This is a genomic window from Nakamurella flavida (genome assembly GCF_030811475.1).
GTDB lineage: Bacteria > Actinomycetota > Actinomycetes > Mycobacteriales > Nakamurellaceae > Nakamurella > Nakamurella flavida.
The window spans coordinates 2,824,730-2,839,937 of the sequence record NZ_JAUSQV010000001.1; the positions used below are offsets into that span (position 1 = coordinate 2,824,730).

Annotated in this window: 13 protein-coding genes; 8 read left to right on the plus strand and 5 right to left on the minus strand. The window is 73.0% G+C overall.

What is annotated here, in order from left to right; translation table 11 throughout:
• Window positions 1–56: 56 nt before the first annotated feature.
• Window positions 57–1,418 (plus strand): amidase family protein, encoded by a 1,362-nt coding sequence (locus J2S58_RS12505; RefSeq protein ID WP_205256798.1) that lies wholly within the window; start codon window positions 57–59, stop codon window positions 1,416–1,418.
• Between the two features lie 101 nt (window positions 1,419–1,519).
• On the opposite strand, the gene J2S58_RS12510 is transcribed toward J2S58_RS12505, so the two are convergent.
• Complete coding sequence (locus J2S58_RS12510) at window positions 1,520–3,088, minus strand: flotillin family protein (protein ID WP_205256797.1); 1,569 nt, start codon at window positions 3,086–3,088, stop codon at window positions 1,520–1,522.
• Between the two features lie 82 nt (window positions 3,089–3,170).
• Window positions 3,171–3,701 carry an NfeD family protein gene (locus tag J2S58_RS12515; protein WP_205256796.1) on the minus strand — a complete coding sequence of 177 codons (531 nt, stop codon included), beginning with the start codon at window positions 3,699–3,701 and terminating at the stop codon, window positions 3,171–3,173.
• Window positions 3,702–3,950: 249 nt separating this feature from the next.
• Between J2S58_RS12515 and ilvA the strand changes: the two genes are divergently transcribed.
• Window positions 3,951–5,204 (plus strand): threonine ammonia-lyase IlvA, encoded by a 1,254-nt coding sequence (ilvA, locus tag J2S58_RS12520; protein WP_205256795.1) that lies wholly within the window; start codon window positions 3,951–3,953, stop codon window positions 5,202–5,204.
• A gap of 51 nt (window positions 5,205–5,255) precedes the next feature.
• Here the strand turns inward: ilvA and J2S58_RS12525 are convergent, their stop codons facing one another.
• The gene (locus J2S58_RS12525; protein WP_205256794.1) at window positions 5,256–5,543 is read right to left on the minus strand and encodes a GlsB/YeaQ/YmgE family stress response membrane protein; all 288 of its coding nucleotides are present in this window, start codon (window positions 5,541–5,543) and stop codon (window positions 5,256–5,258) included.
• A gap of 134 nt (window positions 5,544–5,677) precedes the next feature.
• Between J2S58_RS12525 and J2S58_RS12530 the strand changes: the two genes are divergently transcribed.
• Entirely contained in the window at window positions 5,678–6,349 is a 672-nt protein-coding gene (locus J2S58_RS12530; RefSeq protein WP_205256793.1) for a response regulator transcription factor, read from the plus strand.
• A gap of 27 nt (window positions 6,350–6,376) precedes the next feature.
• On the opposite strand, the gene J2S58_RS12535 is transcribed toward J2S58_RS12530, so the two are convergent.
• The gene (locus tag J2S58_RS12535; RefSeq protein ID WP_205256792.1) at window positions 6,377–7,588 is read right to left on the minus strand and encodes an amidohydrolase family protein; all 1,212 of its coding nucleotides are present in this window, start codon (window positions 7,586–7,588) and stop codon (window positions 6,377–6,379) included.
• A gap of 345 nt (window positions 7,589–7,933) precedes the next feature.
• Here J2S58_RS12535 and J2S58_RS12540 point away from each other — a divergent pair, with 345 nt between their 5' ends.
• The 4 genes from J2S58_RS12540 (at window position 7,934) to J2S58_RS12555 (ending at window position 13,103) form a co-directional block, all read left to right on the plus strand.
• Window positions 7,934–10,009 (plus strand): PhoX family protein, encoded by a 2,076-nt coding sequence (locus J2S58_RS12540; protein ID WP_205256960.1) that lies wholly within the window; start codon window positions 7,934–7,936, stop codon window positions 10,007–10,009.
• Window positions 10,010–10,094: 85 nt separating this feature from the next.
• Window positions 10,095–10,874 (plus strand): DeoR/GlpR family DNA-binding transcription regulator, encoded by a 780-nt coding sequence (locus J2S58_RS12545; protein WP_205256791.1) that lies wholly within the window; start codon window positions 10,095–10,097, stop codon window positions 10,872–10,874.
• Window positions 10,875–10,980: 106 nt separating this feature from the next.
• On the plus strand, window positions 10,981–12,060 hold the full coding sequence (locus J2S58_RS12550; protein WP_240188858.1) for a zinc-dependent alcohol dehydrogenase family protein: 1,080 nt from the start codon (window positions 10,981–10,983) through the stop codon (window positions 12,058–12,060).
• Window positions 12,057–13,103: a zinc-dependent alcohol dehydrogenase family protein gene (locus J2S58_RS12555; protein WP_205256790.1), complete on the plus strand. Its 1,047-nt coding sequence runs from the start codon at window positions 12,057–12,059 to the stop codon at window positions 13,101–13,103. Before J2S58_RS12550 ends, J2S58_RS12555 begins: the two co-directional genes overlap by 4 nt.
• A 4-nt stretch (window positions 13,104–13,107) precedes the next feature.
• On the opposite strand, the gene J2S58_RS12560 is transcribed toward J2S58_RS12555, so the two are convergent.
• Window positions 13,108–14,358, minus strand: a complete 1,251-nt coding sequence (locus J2S58_RS12560) for a sensor domain-containing phosphodiesterase (protein WP_205256789.1) — start codon at window positions 14,356–14,358, stop codon at window positions 13,108–13,110.
• Window positions 14,359–14,788: 430 nt separating this feature from the next.
• Between J2S58_RS12560 and J2S58_RS12565 the strand changes: the two genes are divergently transcribed.
• Entirely contained in the window at window positions 14,789–15,136 is a 348-nt protein-coding gene (locus J2S58_RS12565; RefSeq protein WP_205256788.1) for an STAS domain-containing protein, read from the plus strand.
• Window positions 15,137–15,208 lie beyond the last annotated feature (72 nt).

Below are 15,208 nucleotides of genomic sequence, written 5' to 3' on the forward strand. Positions count from 1 at the left end.
TGTGGTCATATCGAACGGCGACCCGCGGCGAGGGGCGTCGCAGGGGAGGGGACAGGATGACCGGCAGCAACACCACCGGCAGGGACACCACCGGGATGACAGCCGGGGACCTGCTGACCGCACTGGGCGCCGGCACGGTGACCGCCGAGCAGGTCGTCGCGGACCTGCACGAACGGTGGGACACCGACGAGGCCGGCCCGATTCCGGTGCACTCCGTGGTGCGCCGCGACCCGACCGCGTCCGCACAGGCGCGGGAGATCGACCGGCGCCGTCGGGACGGGGAGCCGCTCCCGCCGCTCGCCGGGCTGCCGCTGACCGTCAAGGACTGCTTCGACGTGGCCGGCCTGACCACGGGGGACGGCGTGCCCGATCACGAGTACGTCGCCGGGACCGACGCCCCCGCGGTGGCGGCCCTGCGCGCGGCCGGCGTCGTCGTCGTGGGGAAGACCAACGTCCCGCCGTGGCTCGACGACTATCAGTCGGGGTCCGCGCACCTCGGCATCACCCGGCACCCCCAGGACCGGACACGCACCCCCGGCGGGTCCAGCGGGGGCGCGGCGGCGGTCGCGGCAGGACACTCCTGGCTCGACCTGGGCAGCGACATGACCGGCTCGGTACGGCTTCCCGCGGCCTGGTGCGGGGTGACGTCCTGGCGGCCCAGCCACGGTCTGGTCTCCAAACGCGGCCACCTGCCGTGGCCGCCGTCCCGACGACTGGAGCCGCCGGCCTCGACCGTCGGCATCACCGCGCGCACCGTCGCCGATCTGCTGCTGCCCGCCGAGGCGCTGCTCACCGGAGCGCCCGGCGGTGCCGGGGCGGCCGCCCCGCTCGGGTCGGCGGCCGAGGAGATCCGGCTCGGCGTGTGGATGCCGGGTGACTGGCCGGTCACCGGGACCGAGGTGCGGGACGCCCTGTCGGCCTGGTGCGTGCGGGCCCGGGACGCCGGGATCGAGCTGGTGGTGATCCGGCCACCGCTGGCCGGACCGGCCGAGGCCGCGGTCTATCGGCGGCTGATGGCGGCCGAGATCGCCCACGGCGCGGCGGTTCCCGATCTCGCCCCACCGCTGCTGGCCGATCTGGAACGCCAGGCCGAGGTCGTGGACGCCTGGTCGACGGAGGTGTTCGCCACGGTGGCCGCGGTGGTCTGCCCGATCACCCCGGTGGTGGCGCCGCCGCTGTCCGCCGTGCCGCTGGACGACCGGACCGTGCTCGTCGACGGGGCCGAGCTGCCGGCCTCGGTGATCTTCGACTGGGGCGTGATCACCTCGCTCGCCCGCGGACCGGTCGTCACCGTGCCGATCGGCACCGGGACGGGCGGTCTGCCCATCGGCGCCCAGCTGATCGGCGAACACGGCCGCGACCGGGACCTGCTGGCGTTGGCGGTGCGGCTGGAGACGTCGGGTCTGGCCGCGGCCTGAACAGCGGCCGACCCCGGAGCGCAGCCCGAACGGCGATGCGCCGACACCGCCTGGGACAGGCAGTGCCGGCGCGTCCGGGGTGCGGGGGGGAACCCGCGGGGTCAGTCGACGGGGATGGTGCGGGCCTTTCCGTCCCGGTCGGCGGCGGACCGGGCGGCCGCGCCGTCGGCGGGTTCCGTGCGGCCGGCCGCCTCGACGGCGCTGGCCCCGCCCAGGCGGGAGAGCATTTTGCCCAGGTCGACCCCGGTGAGGTCCGAGGACAGCTGCAGACCCTGGGCCACGTTGGCGGCCACCGACTTGGTGACCCCGGCGGCGCCGTCGGTGGAGATGACGGTCATCTTGTCGATGGCCGAGATCGGCGCGGACGCGGCGCTGACGATCTCCGGGAGCACCTTGACCAGCAGGTCCAGCACGGCGGCCTCGCCGTAGGTGGCGAAGGCCTGCGAGCGCTGGTCCATGGCCTTGGCCTCGGCCTGACCGCGGGCCAGGATGGCGCTGGCGTCGGCCGCGCCCTCGCTCTCCACGGCCGCGGCGATGGCCTGCCGGCGCAGGCGCTCGGCCTCGCCCTTCTTCTCGCCCTCGATGGCCTCGGCGTCGGCCAGGGCCGATCGGCGGGCGCGCTCGCCCTCACCGGACAGCCGCGCCTGCTCGGCGGTGGCCTGGGCGGCGGCGATGGTGGACTGGCGCTCGGCCTCGGCCCGGAAGATGGCCGCGTTCTTGTTGGCCTCGGCCTGCTGCTCGATGCGGTACCGGTCGGCATCCGCCGGCTTGCGGACCTCGGTGTCCAGCTGCCGTTCCTTCAGCGCGGCGGTGCGACCGGCGACCTTCTCCTGCTCGAGGAGCACCTGCTGATCCTGCGCGGCCTGGGCGAGCGGGCCGGCCGCGGCTGCCTGGGCCTTGGCCGCGTCGATCTCGGCGCTGATCTCGGCCTGCTTGAGGTTCAGCTGGCGGTTGGCGATGGCGATGGCCTCCTGGGCCAGCAGCTGCTCCTGCTCGGCGGCCTGCTTGGCGCGGGCCTCGGCGATCGCCGCCTCCTTGAGCACCCGGGCCGCTTCGGGGCGACCCAGATCGGCCAGGTAGCTGCCCTCGGCCTGGATGTCCTGCAGCTGGAAGGTGTCCAGGATCAGGCCCTGGCCGGTGAGGGCGGACTCGGCCTCCTCGGCGACCGCGGAGGCGAACGCGGCCCGGTCGCGGATTATCTCCTCGATGGTCAACCGGCCGACGATGGACCGCAGCGCACCGGCGAGCACCTCGGAGGTGAACACCTCGATACCGGCCTGCTGGTTCAGGAACCGTTGCGCCGCAGCGCGGATGGATCCCTCGTTGCCGCCGACCTTGACGATGGCGACGCCCTCGAGATCGCACTTGATGCCCTGCTTGGACACCGCACCGCGGATGCCGACGGGGATGCGACGGCTGGACAGGTCGATGGTGTGCAGCTTCTGCACGACGGGGATGACGAAGACGCTCGCCCCCATCACCACCTTCTGGCCGGACAGATCGGTGGAGCGCTCGCCGGACGCCGAGGTCACGGACTTGCCGCGCTGCCCGGTGACCAGGAACGCCTGGTTCGGGCCGGCCACCTTGATGCGGGACAGGATCAGCAGCACCAGCAGCACGACGAGCACGACGATGCCGGCGATGGCGATCAGGGTCGGGGAGAAGGTCATGGGCAGGGCCCTCCTGGACGGGTGGTGCACGGGGTGGTGCTCGGGTGGAACGGAACGGGGCCCGGCACTCGGGCGGTGCGGGTCAGCGGTCGAACGCGGTGGACACGACCTCGACGGCGGTGGCGCTCAACGCATCGGTGACGAAGACGGGCGTGCCGGCGGGCAACGGCTCCGGTGCCCGCGCGGAGTACTTGAGCTGGTGACCACCGACGGTCAGGCGCACCTCGCCGTAGCCCGTCCCGGGGATGGCGGTGATGACCGTGCCCTGGGCCCCCAGCAGATCGGTGTCGGTCAGGGTGCCGTCGGTGCGCATGCCCATCAACCCGCGGGTCAACCGGATGGCGCCGTAGGCCAACGGGGTCGCCCCGACCAGGCCGATGCCCACCGAGGCGACGACCCGGCCGCCGCCGGTGATCCCGTCGGGCAGCAGGGACGCGGCCAGGGCACCGATGAACCCGGCGCCACCGACGAAGGCGGCGATGGCCGGCAGGGAGAACGGGCCGTCCGCGTCGACGTGGCCGAGATTGAGGATCTCGCCGAGGACCAGGGCGATCACCAGCAGCGCCACACCGACGCCGCCGGTGATCAGCAGCGCCCAGGTCAGGCTGTCCATGCAGCGGCCCCCTCGCCTCGGCCCGAACCCTATCGGCCGCGAGCTGACGGGGTAAGGCTGTGGTCCCGCTACCCGCCGATCGAGTCCCGGGTGGTTAGTGATAACAGAACTATATTCGCCACGACGGCGAGGTCGTACCGCCGATGGGGTGACGCGTGGCGCCCGTCACCCGGGAGGAGGGTCGGAGCGGACCGGTGGTCGGGGACCGGGTGGCAGGATCGGACGGTGTCCGTTCCTCCCGTGCCGCCGATGACACCCCCGCCTGCCCTGCGGGCTGCGGCGATCGACGAGGCCGCCCGGCGGATCGACCGGGTCGTCGTGCGCACACCGCTGGAACCCGCGCCCCGGCTCAGTGCGCTGACCGGTGCCCGGGTGCTGCTCAAGCGCGAGGACCTGCAGGTCGTCCGGTCGTACAAGGTGCGCGGCGCCTACAACCTGATGAGCCAACTGGACGAGGCACAGCGGGCGTCCGGGGTGGTGTGCGCGAGTGCCGGCAACCACGCGCAGGGTGTCGCCTACGCCTGTCGGGCGCTGGCCGTGGACGGGCGGATCTACCTGCCGCGCACCACACCTCGGCAGAAGCGCGACCGGATCCGCGCCCACGGCGGCGACCGGGTCGAGCTCATCGTCGTCGGCGACTCCTTCGACGACGCGGCCGAGCACGCGGCCGCGGATGCGCTGGCCACCGGTGCGGTGCTGGTCCCGCCGTTCGACGATCTGCGCACCATGGCCGGGCAGGGCACGGTGGCCCGGGAGATCCTGCAGCAGCTGGGTCGGCCGCCGGACCAGCTGATCGTCCCGGTGGGTGGCGGCGGTCTGCTCGGTGGGATGGCCGCGTACCTGGCCGAACGCGCCCCTGCGGTGGCCCTCGTGGCCGTCGAGCCCGCCGGCGCCCCGTCGCTGGCCGCCGCCCTGGCCGCGGGCCGGCCGGTGCCGTTGGAGACCACCGATCCGTTCGTCGACGGCGCGTCCGTCCGGACGGTCGGCGCCCTGCCGTTCGCGGCGATCCGGGCGTACGGCGTCACCCTGCGCACGGTGGGCGAGGGGGCGGTGTGCACGGGGATGCTCGGGCTGTACCAGAACGAGGGCATCATCGCCGAGCCCGCCGGCGCGCTGGCGGTCACCGCGCTGCTGGAGAACGAGGTGGTGCCGGGCAGCACGGTGGTCTGCGTGGTGTCCGGGGGCAACAACGACGTGTCGCGGTACGGGGAGATCCTCGAGCGCTCGCTGGTGCACCAGGGGCTCAAGCACTACTTCCTGGTCGACTTCCCCCAGGAACCCGGGGCGCTCCGCCGCTTCCTGGACGAGGTGCTCGGACCGGACGACGACGTCACCCTGTTCGAGTACGTCAAGCGCAACAACCGGGAGACCGGGCCCGCTCTGGTGGGCATCGAACTCGGTGCGGCGGAGGGACTTCCGGCGCTGCTCGAGCGGATGTCCGCGTCCCCCATGGGGTGCGAGCGCATCGCGCCGGGATCGGCGGCGTTCCGCTACCTGACCTGACCTGACCTGACCGGTCGACCCCCCGTGCCGTCGGCCGGTCAGGCCGTGCCGTCAGCGGGACGAGACGCTGCGTCGGCCGCCGACCTTGAGCCAGATCAGCAGCACGATGACGGCGCCGATGATCGAACCGATGATGCCGGCGGGCTGGAAGAAGCCGTCCGCGGCGTCCTTGTGGAAGATCAGGTAGCCGAGGAAGCCGCCGACGAACGAGCCGATGATGCCGAGCAGGATCGTCATCGGGATCGAGATGTTCTGCTTCCCGGGGACGAGCAGGCGGGCGACGGCACCGGCGATCAGGCCGACGACGATGAAGCTGATGATGAGTCCGATCCAGGACATGGGTGCCTCCGTGCGATGGGGGTGGTGGATGCCGCATCCCGACCCGAGGGGCGGGGCGCGGCTTCCTGTGAGGACGACACAACCACCCCCAGGGAGGGTGCGGCACACCCCTAGGGAGGTTTACCGTCAGTGACGTGAGCACACCTGGCGAGCGTCGACCGATCACCGTGGCCCTGGTCGACGACTACGACGTCGTCCTCATCGGGGTGGCGAGCATCCTGGACCAGTACCGGGACCGGGTGCTCATCGCCGAGATCGACACCAACAGCGCGCTGAGCGACTCGGTGGACATCGTGCTCTACGACTCGTTCGCCCAGCCCGAATCCGATCACGACGAGATCGGTGTGCTGGTCGCCAATCCGCGGGCCCGGCGGGTGGTGGTCTACACCTGGAACTTCCATCCCGATCTGGTCCGCAGCGCCCGCGAGCAGGGGGCGCACGGCTACCTCTCCAAGGCGTTGCCGGCCCGGGAGCTGGTCTCCTCGTTGGAGGCCGTGCACGCCGGCGAGATGGTGATCAGCGACCCGCCCCGGCGGGCCCGCAGCGTGAACGGGCTGGACTGGCCGGGCCGCGGGGAGGGCCTGACCGACCGGGAGGCCGAGATCCTCGCGCTGATCACCCAGGGCAAGAGCAACGCCGAGGTCGCCGCGTTGACCTTCCTCAGCCCGAACACGGTGAAGTCCTACATCCGCATCATCTACCGCAAGATCGACGTGGCCAGTCGGACCCAGGCCGTGCTGTGGGGCATCGACAACGGGTTCGCCCCCGACCACCACCGGATCGACCACTGGCGCGGCGGGCCGTGACGGCGGCCCCGACCGGACCGCCGGCGATCATCGGCCGATGACCGGCACGCCCGCCTTGTAGACGGCGAGAACCCGCTGCAGCGCGGTGATGTCGCCGGCCACGTCGCCGTCGGCGACGAGCATGTCGGCGTCGAACCCGGGGGCCAGGCGGCCCTTGCGGTCGCCCAGGCCGCAGACTCCGGCGCCCACCGAGGTCGCGGCGGCGGCGGCGTCCCGGGTGTCCCCGCCGATGCGCAGCACGGTGGCGGCGTCGGCGGCGGCACCGCCGTGCGGCCGGCCGGAGGTCACCCCACCGTCGGTGCCCACGCCGATGGTGATCCCGGCGAGGAACACCCGACGCAGCATCGCCGCGCGGCCCTCGTCGAAGTCGCGGGGGCCGACGCCGGCCCGCCGCATCATGGCCAGCACGGTGGGGGGCGCCATGGTCAGCACGTCGGCGGAGGAGTGGGCCAGGCAGCCGCCGAGGACCACGTCCTGTGCCACCAGCGCGGCCAGGGTGTCGTCCGGCAGGTCGAACCCCGTCTCGGTCAGCGCCCCGCAGTGCTCCAGGCCGTCCACGCCCGCCCGCAGTGCCTGGCGGACCGAGGCCAGGGAGTGCGCGTGCACGGTGACCGGCAGGCCGGCGCCGTGGGCGGTGGAGACGATCAACCCGAGCTCGTCGTCGGAGAACTGGCAACCGGCGACGTCACTGCCCCAGGTGGTGAGGCCGCCGCTGCCCATCACCTTGATGACGTCCACCCGGCGGTCCACCCGGGCCTGCACCGCGGCCAGGATCTCCGCCCGCCCGCTGACCACCCCGCCGAGTGCCGCCGCATGGCCGCCGGGGCTGGTCAGGGCGGGTCCGGCCGCCACCACCGTCGGCTCGTCCGGCTCGTGCCGGCGCTGCCGGTCCCGCCGGTCGACCACCGCGAACCGGGTGTCGCCGAGGTCGCGGACCGTGGTCACCCCGGCGGCCAGCTGGACACCCAGGCTGCGGGTGATGATCGCGTCCAGCTCGGTGGGATCGGCCCGGGCGGCCCGGTCCATCGCCTTCAGCCGCCCGTCGCCGCACAGGTGCACGTGGGTGTCCACGAGGCCGGGCAGGACGGTCGCCCCCGGTAAGTCGTGCACCTCGACTCCGGCCGGTACCGCCTCGGGGTCCACCACGTCGACGAGCAGGGGACCGTCCAGCAGTACGGCGGCCGGCCCGCGGAACGCGGTGCCGTCGAAGACCTGGCCGGCCCGGATCGCCAGTGTCATGCCGGCCGCGCCTCCGTCCTGCAGCTGTCGTCGCACATCCAGTGTCTCGCAGTGATCGTCTGATCACGCATCCGGCTCAGTCTGGTCGCTCGAGCTCGATTCCCCAACCTGAGGGCCACCCCGTTCGGGTGATAGTCCTCAGCCGTCCGGGCGGCCGGGGCCGCCCGGCGGCCATCCAGCGTTCGCCCGTGCGTCATCTCCGGCCCCCCTGCCGGGTGATCGACCGCCCTACGGTCACCTCACCCCTGACGCCGAACACAGGAGTCCGCCGTGTCCGCATGCCACGAATCGCCCGAGTCCGACCCCGCCGCGCCGATCCCGCCCGCACGCCGCCTGTCCCTGCTGATGGACGGGCACACCCGGGGCAAGCGCAGCCCCGTCACCTGCCACCTCAAGTGCGCCGACGCCTGCGCCCACCCGGTGCCGAACCCCACGGCCAACCCGACCTTCCGCAGCATCGCCGACACCGTGCTGAACCGGCGCAAGGCCCTCGGCCTGGCCGGTGCCGGTGCCGCCGCGCTCACCCTGGGTCCCGCTCTCCTGGGCGGCATGCCCGCCGCGGCCGCGGCCCCCGCGGCTCCGGACGCCTCCGGCCAGGCCGCCGGGGTCGCCCGAGGTGGCGCCCGCCCGGCCGGCGGTCTGCTGCGTTTCAGCCCCATCGCGCCCGTGCCGGCCGATGTCGACGCGGTGACGGTGCCCGAGGGGTACTCCTGGTCGCCGATCATCCGTTGGGGTGACCCGATCCTGCCCGGCGGCGTCGCCTTCGACGCGCTCGCCCAGACGCCGGAGAAGCAGGCGCTGCAGTTCGGCTACAACAACGACTACCTCGACATCATCGTCAACGGGGCCAAGGGTCTGAGCGGGCTGCTGGTGGCCAACCACGAGTACGTCAATCCGGCCATCATGTTCCCGCCGACCGTCGACACGGTGACCGCCAAGAAGATCGCCAAGGCCGCGCACGGCATGTCGGTGGTCGGTCTCAAGCGGTCCACCTACGGCACCCCGTGGACCTACGACCCCGCCGGACGCAAGAACCGCCGGATCACCGCGGACACCCCGTTCACCCTGACGGGACCGGCCGCCGGGTGCGAGCTGCTGCGCACCACCGCCGACCCGGCCGGTCGCACCGTGCTGGGCACGTTCGGCAACTGCTCGGGCGGCACCACCCCGTGGGGCACCGTGCTCTCCGGCGAGGAGAACTTCAACGGGTACTTCCGCACCACCGGTGTCTCCGCCGCCGAGAAGCGGTACGGCCTGAAGGACGCCCCCAGCACCTACGGCTGGGAGGAGATCGACCCGCGGTTCGACGCCCGCAGCAGCGGAGACGTCCACGAGCCCAACCGGTTCGGCTGGATCGTCGAGATCGATCCCGAGGACCCGACGGCCACGCCGCTCAAGCACACCGCGATGGGCCGGTTCAAGCACGAGGGCGCCAACGTCACGCTGTCCGGCGGCCGCCCGGTGGCCTACATGGGTGACGACGAGCGCTTCGACTACCTGTACAAGTTCGTCTCCGCACGGAGCATGCGCACGGGCACCGCCAAGGCCGACCGCGAGTACAACCGGACCCTGCTGACCGAGGGCGACCTGTACGTCGCGCGGTTCTCCGGCGACTCCCCGGTCGCCGAGATCGACGGCACCGGGAAGCTCCCGTCCGACGGCGCCTTCGACGGCACCGGCACGTGGATCGCGCTCACCCGGGGCGGGAAGAGCGCGGTGCCGGGATTCACCGTGCAGGAGGTGCTGGTCAACACCCGACTCGCCGCGGACACCGTCGGCGCCACCAAGATGGACCGCTGCGAGGACGTGCAGCCGCACCGCTCCATCGCCGGGCGCGTGTACGTGGCCTGCACCAACAACACCGACCGCGGCAAGGCCGGCAAGGAGGGCGCCACCGAGGTGGCGCCGCGCCTGGCCAACCGCGACGGGCACATCGTGGAGATCAACGAGGACAAGGGGAACGCCTGCGGCACCACGTTCACCTGGAACCTGCTGCTGGTGTGCGGTGATCCGGCGACCAACGACTCGACGTACTTCGCCGGCTACCCGAAGGACAAGGTCTCGCCGATCTCCTGCCCGGACAACGTCGCCTTCGACGCGTCGGGCAACCTGTGGATCTCCACCGACGGCGCCCCCAGCACCATCGGGTACAACGACGGGCTGTTCAAGGTCGGGCTGTCCGGCAGGGAGCGGGGCCGGGTGCAGCAGTTCCTGGCCGTGCCGACCGGCGCGGAGACCTGCGGACCGGTCGTCCACGAGCGCGACGGCAGGGGCATGGCCTACGTCGCGGTGCAGCACCCCGGCGAGGACGGCACGTGGGACGCGCAGCTCTCGCGCTTCCCGGACTACGTGCCGGTCGGACAGGCCGCGAAGCCGGGCCAGTTCGCCGGCCCGCGTCCCTCGGTCATCCAGGTCTGGTGACCCTCCGGCGCTGACGGCGTGGTCCTGCGGGGCGGTCCGGGGACACCCGGGCCGCCCCGTAGGTTCTCCCGACGGGAGGACACCGATGACCGTGCGGCGCAGTGACCATGCCGAGCGGCGGCGCGCCATCGTCGAGGCCGTCCGCGGGGCGGGTCGGATGAGCGTGCTCGACCTGGTCGGGGTCATCGGGGTGTCCGCGGAGACGATCCGGCGGGACCTGGCCGTGCTCGACCGCACCGGGCTGATCAGCCGGGTGCACGGCGGGGCGGTGCCGTTCGAGGGCGCCGGGTACGAGACGACCCTGTCCTACCGGTCCGCCCACCTGGTCGCCGAGAAGCGGCGCATCGCCCGGGCCGTCGTCGAGGAACTGGGCGTGGTGCAGTCGCTGTTCCTGGACGACGGGTACACCCCGCTGCTGGTGGCGCAGGCCCTGGCCGAGGCGGACTGGCCGGTCACCGTGGTCACCCCGTCCCTGCCCGCCGCGGCCGCCCTCGCCGCGAACGAGCGGCACACGGTGATCGTGCTGGGCGGTCTCGTCCGCGAGAAGATCCTCAGCACGTCCGGGCACTGGGTGCGGGAGATCCTGGCCGATCTGGTCTTCGAGGCCGCCGTGCTGGGCAGCAACGGCATCACCGTGGAACACGGACTGACCACCCCGGACCCGGCGGTGTCCACGGTCAAGGCCATGGTGATGGCCCGGTCACGCCGGCGGCTGTTCGTCGGGGTGCACACCAAGTTCGGGGTGAACAGCTTCGCGCGGTTCGCCGGCGTCGCCGACTTCGACGCGTTGATCACCGACCGCGGGCTCGCGCCGTTCGCCGCGCGGCGGTTCGAGAGCCTGGGACCGAGGGTCCTGCGGGTCTGAGCCCGGTTCGCGCCGTCGGTGACCAGATCGGTGCCGCCCGCTGACCACTGTGTGCCCGAGCGGGCTCGCGTCCCCCGACGGCCGGGCGGGGATCTACCGTGACCCCATGCCGACCGCGTCCACCGTGCCCACCGTCGCCGATCTCCCCACCACGATGCGCGGGGTCTACCTGCCGGGGAACTCCACCACCGTCCTGCGGGACGACATCCCTGTTCCCACACCCGGTGTCGGTCAGGTGCTGCTGGCCGTGGGTGCGTCCACCATCTGCGGCAGCGACGTGCGGGCCATCTACCGCGAGCACCTGGGCTCCGGCCCGGAGGGCTACAACGACGTCATCGCCGGGCACGAACCGGCCGGCACCGTCGTCGCGGTCGGCCCGGGCTGCCGGCGTCTGTCGGTCGGCGACCGGGTCGCGGTCTACCACATCACCGGCTGCGGGCAGTGTGCCGAGTGCCGCCGCGGCTACTTCATCAGCTGCACCTCTCCGTTGCGCAGCGCCTACGGCTGGCAGCGCGACGGCGGTCACGGCGACTACCTGCTCGCCGAGGAGGTCACCTGCGTGACGCTGCCGGACGCGCTGAGCTTCGTCGACGGCGCGTGCATCGCCTGCGGGTTCAGCACCGCCTACGAGGCGCTGACCCGACTGCACATCTCCGGCGAGGACAGCGTCCTGGTCACCGGTCTGGGCCCCGTGGGCCTGGCCGCCGGTCTGCTCGCCCGCAAGTTGGGCGGCCGACCGGTGCTGGGCACCGATCCGTCCCCGGAGCGCTCCCAGCTGGCGCTGGACCTGGGCGCGGTCGACGAGGTGGTCAGCCCCGAGGACCTGGCCGGGTCGCGCGCCGGCTCGGTGACCGCCGCGGTCGACTGTTCGGGTTCCGGCGCCGGCCGGCGCACCGCTCTGCTCGCCCTGGCCCGGTGGGGCCGGATGGCGTTCGTGGGCGAAGGGGGCCGGATGGACTTCGACGTCAGCCACGAGGTCATCCACCGGCAGATCACCCTGATCGGTTCGTGGGTCAGCAGCGTCGGTCGGATGGCCGAGCTGATGGACCGCCTGGTGGTGTGGGACCTGCACCCCGAGGTGGTGGTCAGCCACCGTTTCGACCTGGCCGACTCCGCCACCGCCTACCAGCTCGTCGACCAGGGGCGCTCCGGCAAGGTCGCGCTGGTCCCGGGTCACCACGCGTGAGGGCGGTCGTCTTCGACACCGTCGGCGGCCCGCTGAGCGTCCGTGAGATCCCCGACCCGGTCTGCCCTGACGACGGCGCGGTCATCGAGGTGCGGGCCACCGGTGTGTGCCGGTCGGACTGGCACGCCTGGCGCGGCCACGACCCCGTCTCCCTCCCGCACGTGCCCGGGCACGAGTTGGCCGGGATCCTCGTCGAGTTGGGTTCCGGGGTGGGCGATCTCGGCCCGGGGCGTCGGCTCGGCGACACGGTCACCGTGCCGTTCGTGCTGGGCTGTGGTCGGTGCGCGCTGTGCCGGGCCGGCGAGGCCCAGGTGTGCCCCGACCAGACCCAACCCGGGTTCACCGGGCCGGGCTCGTTCGCCGAACGGGTCGTCGTCCGCCCCGCCGCGTTCAACCTCGTCGCCGTTCCCGACGGGGTGGACGTGCTGGCCGCCGCGGCCCTGGGCTGCCGCTTCGCCACCGCGTGGCGGGCGTTGACCGTGCACGGGCGGGTCGCCCCGGGGCAGTGGGTGGCCGTGTTCGGCTGCGGCGGCCTCGGGCTGTCCGCGGTGATGATCGCCGTCGCGCTGGGCGCCCGGGTGGTCGCGGTGGACACCTCGGCCGACGCGCTGGACCGGGCCCGGGAGCTGGGTGCGGAGCAGGTGGTCGCCGCCGGGCCGGACACCGCCGAGCGGATCCGCGAGATCACCGCCGGCGGCGCCCATGTCGGCCTGGACGCGGTGGGCAGCACGCCGACCGCGGTGGGTTCCGTGCTCTCCCTGCGCCGCCGCGGCCGGCACGTCCAGGCCGGGTTGCTGCTGGGGGCGGGGTCCACCCCGCCGCTGCCGATGGACCGGGTCATCGCGCACGAGCTGGAGATCTACGGCAGCCACGGCATGCCCGCGGTGGACTACCCGGGCATGCTCGAGCTGGTCGCCGCGGGACGACTCCGACCCCAGGACCTCATCGGCCAGGTGGTCGGGTTGAACGGCGCCGGTCCCGCGCTGGCCGCACTGGACGGACCGGCCGCGCCGGGCATCACCGTCGTCGACCCGCGGAGCTGACCGGTCAGGCCGTCAGTCGCGGGCGGGTCAGGTCGACCCGGGGGCGCCGCTCTCCCGGTCGACCCAGGTGGTAGCCCTGGGCCAGCGGGATCCGCAGTTCCAGGGCCTTGGCCAGCTCGCTGGCCGTCTCCACGCCCTCGGCGACGAGGCCGGAGCCGATCTCCCGGGCGAATGCCGCGAGGGCGGTGGCCATGGCGAACCGGGCCGGGTCGGCGTCCAGGCCACGGGTGATCGACCGGTCGAGCTTGATCATCTCCGGGCGCAGCTCGATCAGCTGCCGCATCCCCGAGTACCCGGCCCCGGCATCGTCGACGGCGAAACGGACACCCCGGGTGCGCCAGCGGTCCATCGCCTCCCGCAGGCCCAGGTAGTCGTCGACCTTCTCGTGTTCGGTGATCTCCAGGATCAGCTGGTGCAGCCCCCGTCGACCCAGCACCGCGACCAGGCCCGGATGGGACACCACGTCGGGTGAGACGTTCACGGTGAGGAACTGCTCGTCGGTGAGCTGGTCGAGGTGCTCCAGGGCGTTGGCCACCGCGGCGAGTTCCAGCTCGACCCCGAGGCCGACTTCGCGGGCCCGGGCGAACCAGACGTCCGGGGTTCCGGCGGCGAACCGGGCCAGCGACTCGTAGCCGATGATGCGCAGGTCCGGGAGGGCGTGGATGCTCTGCAACACCATGTCCGGCCCGCCGTCGGCGATGAGGGCGCGAACCCCGTCACGCGTGGCCTCGTCCTCCCGGAGCTGCATGGTGCGGTCCTCCCCGCGATCGAGCAGGTCCATCAGCAGGTCGGCGAGGAGCTGGAGGAACTGGGCGTCCCGCAGGCGCAGATGGGGATCGGGATCGCGGTTCAGGCAGCACAGCGTCCCGTAGACCGCCCCGGAGGACCGCTGCAGGGGAACCCCCACGTAGGACCCGATACCCATCTCGGCCGTCGCCGGCAGGTTTGCGGTGAGCGGGTCGAGAGCCGCGTCCTGGACGACGAGCGGTGCGGCACCGTCCAGCACGCGGACGCAGTACGAGTCACCGAGGGGGGATGTGTAGCCGGCGGCCAACGGGACATCGGGGACCGCGCCGCTGACGGCCTCGACCACGACCGTGTCGTCCTCCACCCGGGACACCCACGAGAGCTCCATACCCAGGCGCACCCGGGCGAGCTGGAGCAGATGCTGCACCCAGTCCGTGTCGTCGCCCGAACGGAGCAGCCCGTCGGCTCCGGCGGGGTGGGCCGGATCCACGGGCCGGGCTGCGGTCACTGTCGCTCTCCTCGGGGGCGGAGTCCGGGCGTGCGCCCGGGACGAAACGGACGGCGCAAGATCACTTCCAGTAGTCCCTTGACGACGGCGCGTGTCAAGACTCTCCGGGAACGCGGCTGACATGATCGCCCGTCACGGTGATTCCCGGTCACCCGTGGTCACCGTGCCGGTGCGGTTCCACCATGGCTGCCACCCGGACGGCGTGATCCGTCGGGCGCGAATCGTCGGTAGAACGTCCCGCTGACGCCGCCGGGTCGGGGTCGGTCCTCCGGACGGGCGGCCACGGGGAGTGAGGAGTGATCCACTCCTGACCGGCGGACGGGTCACCCGGGCGTGATCTGTCGTGCTCTTGCCACGGTGTGTGACCAGCTTTACGCTGTCCGCACCCGATCGACCAGGGGACAGCAGCATCGAGCGGCCAGGAGCACCGGTGGTGGACGTGCACGGTGATCGCCGCCCGTCCGATCCGGTGGAGCCCCTGCCGGCGGTGTCGTCCACCGATCTGCAGATCACCGGCGATCTCGCCGTGGTCGGTCTGCGGGGGCCGCTGGCGGACACCGAACTGGACCGGTTCAACGCTGTCATGCGGGAGGCGCTGACCCCGCCCGTGCGCCGCATCGTGGTCGATGCCCGCGCCGTGACCGCCTGGGCGGACGGCGGGCTGGAGCTGCTGGCCGCGGCCTCGGCGCAGGCCCGGCTGGACGGCATCGACGTCGTCATCAGCGGCCTGGGCGCCGCCCAACGGAGCACCCTGCGCGCCCTGGGCCGCCGCGACTGATCCCCGGCACCGGTGGGGGAGGATCGGGACGGCGTCGCGCCCGCCCCGCGCCGACCCGACCCGATCCCGGGA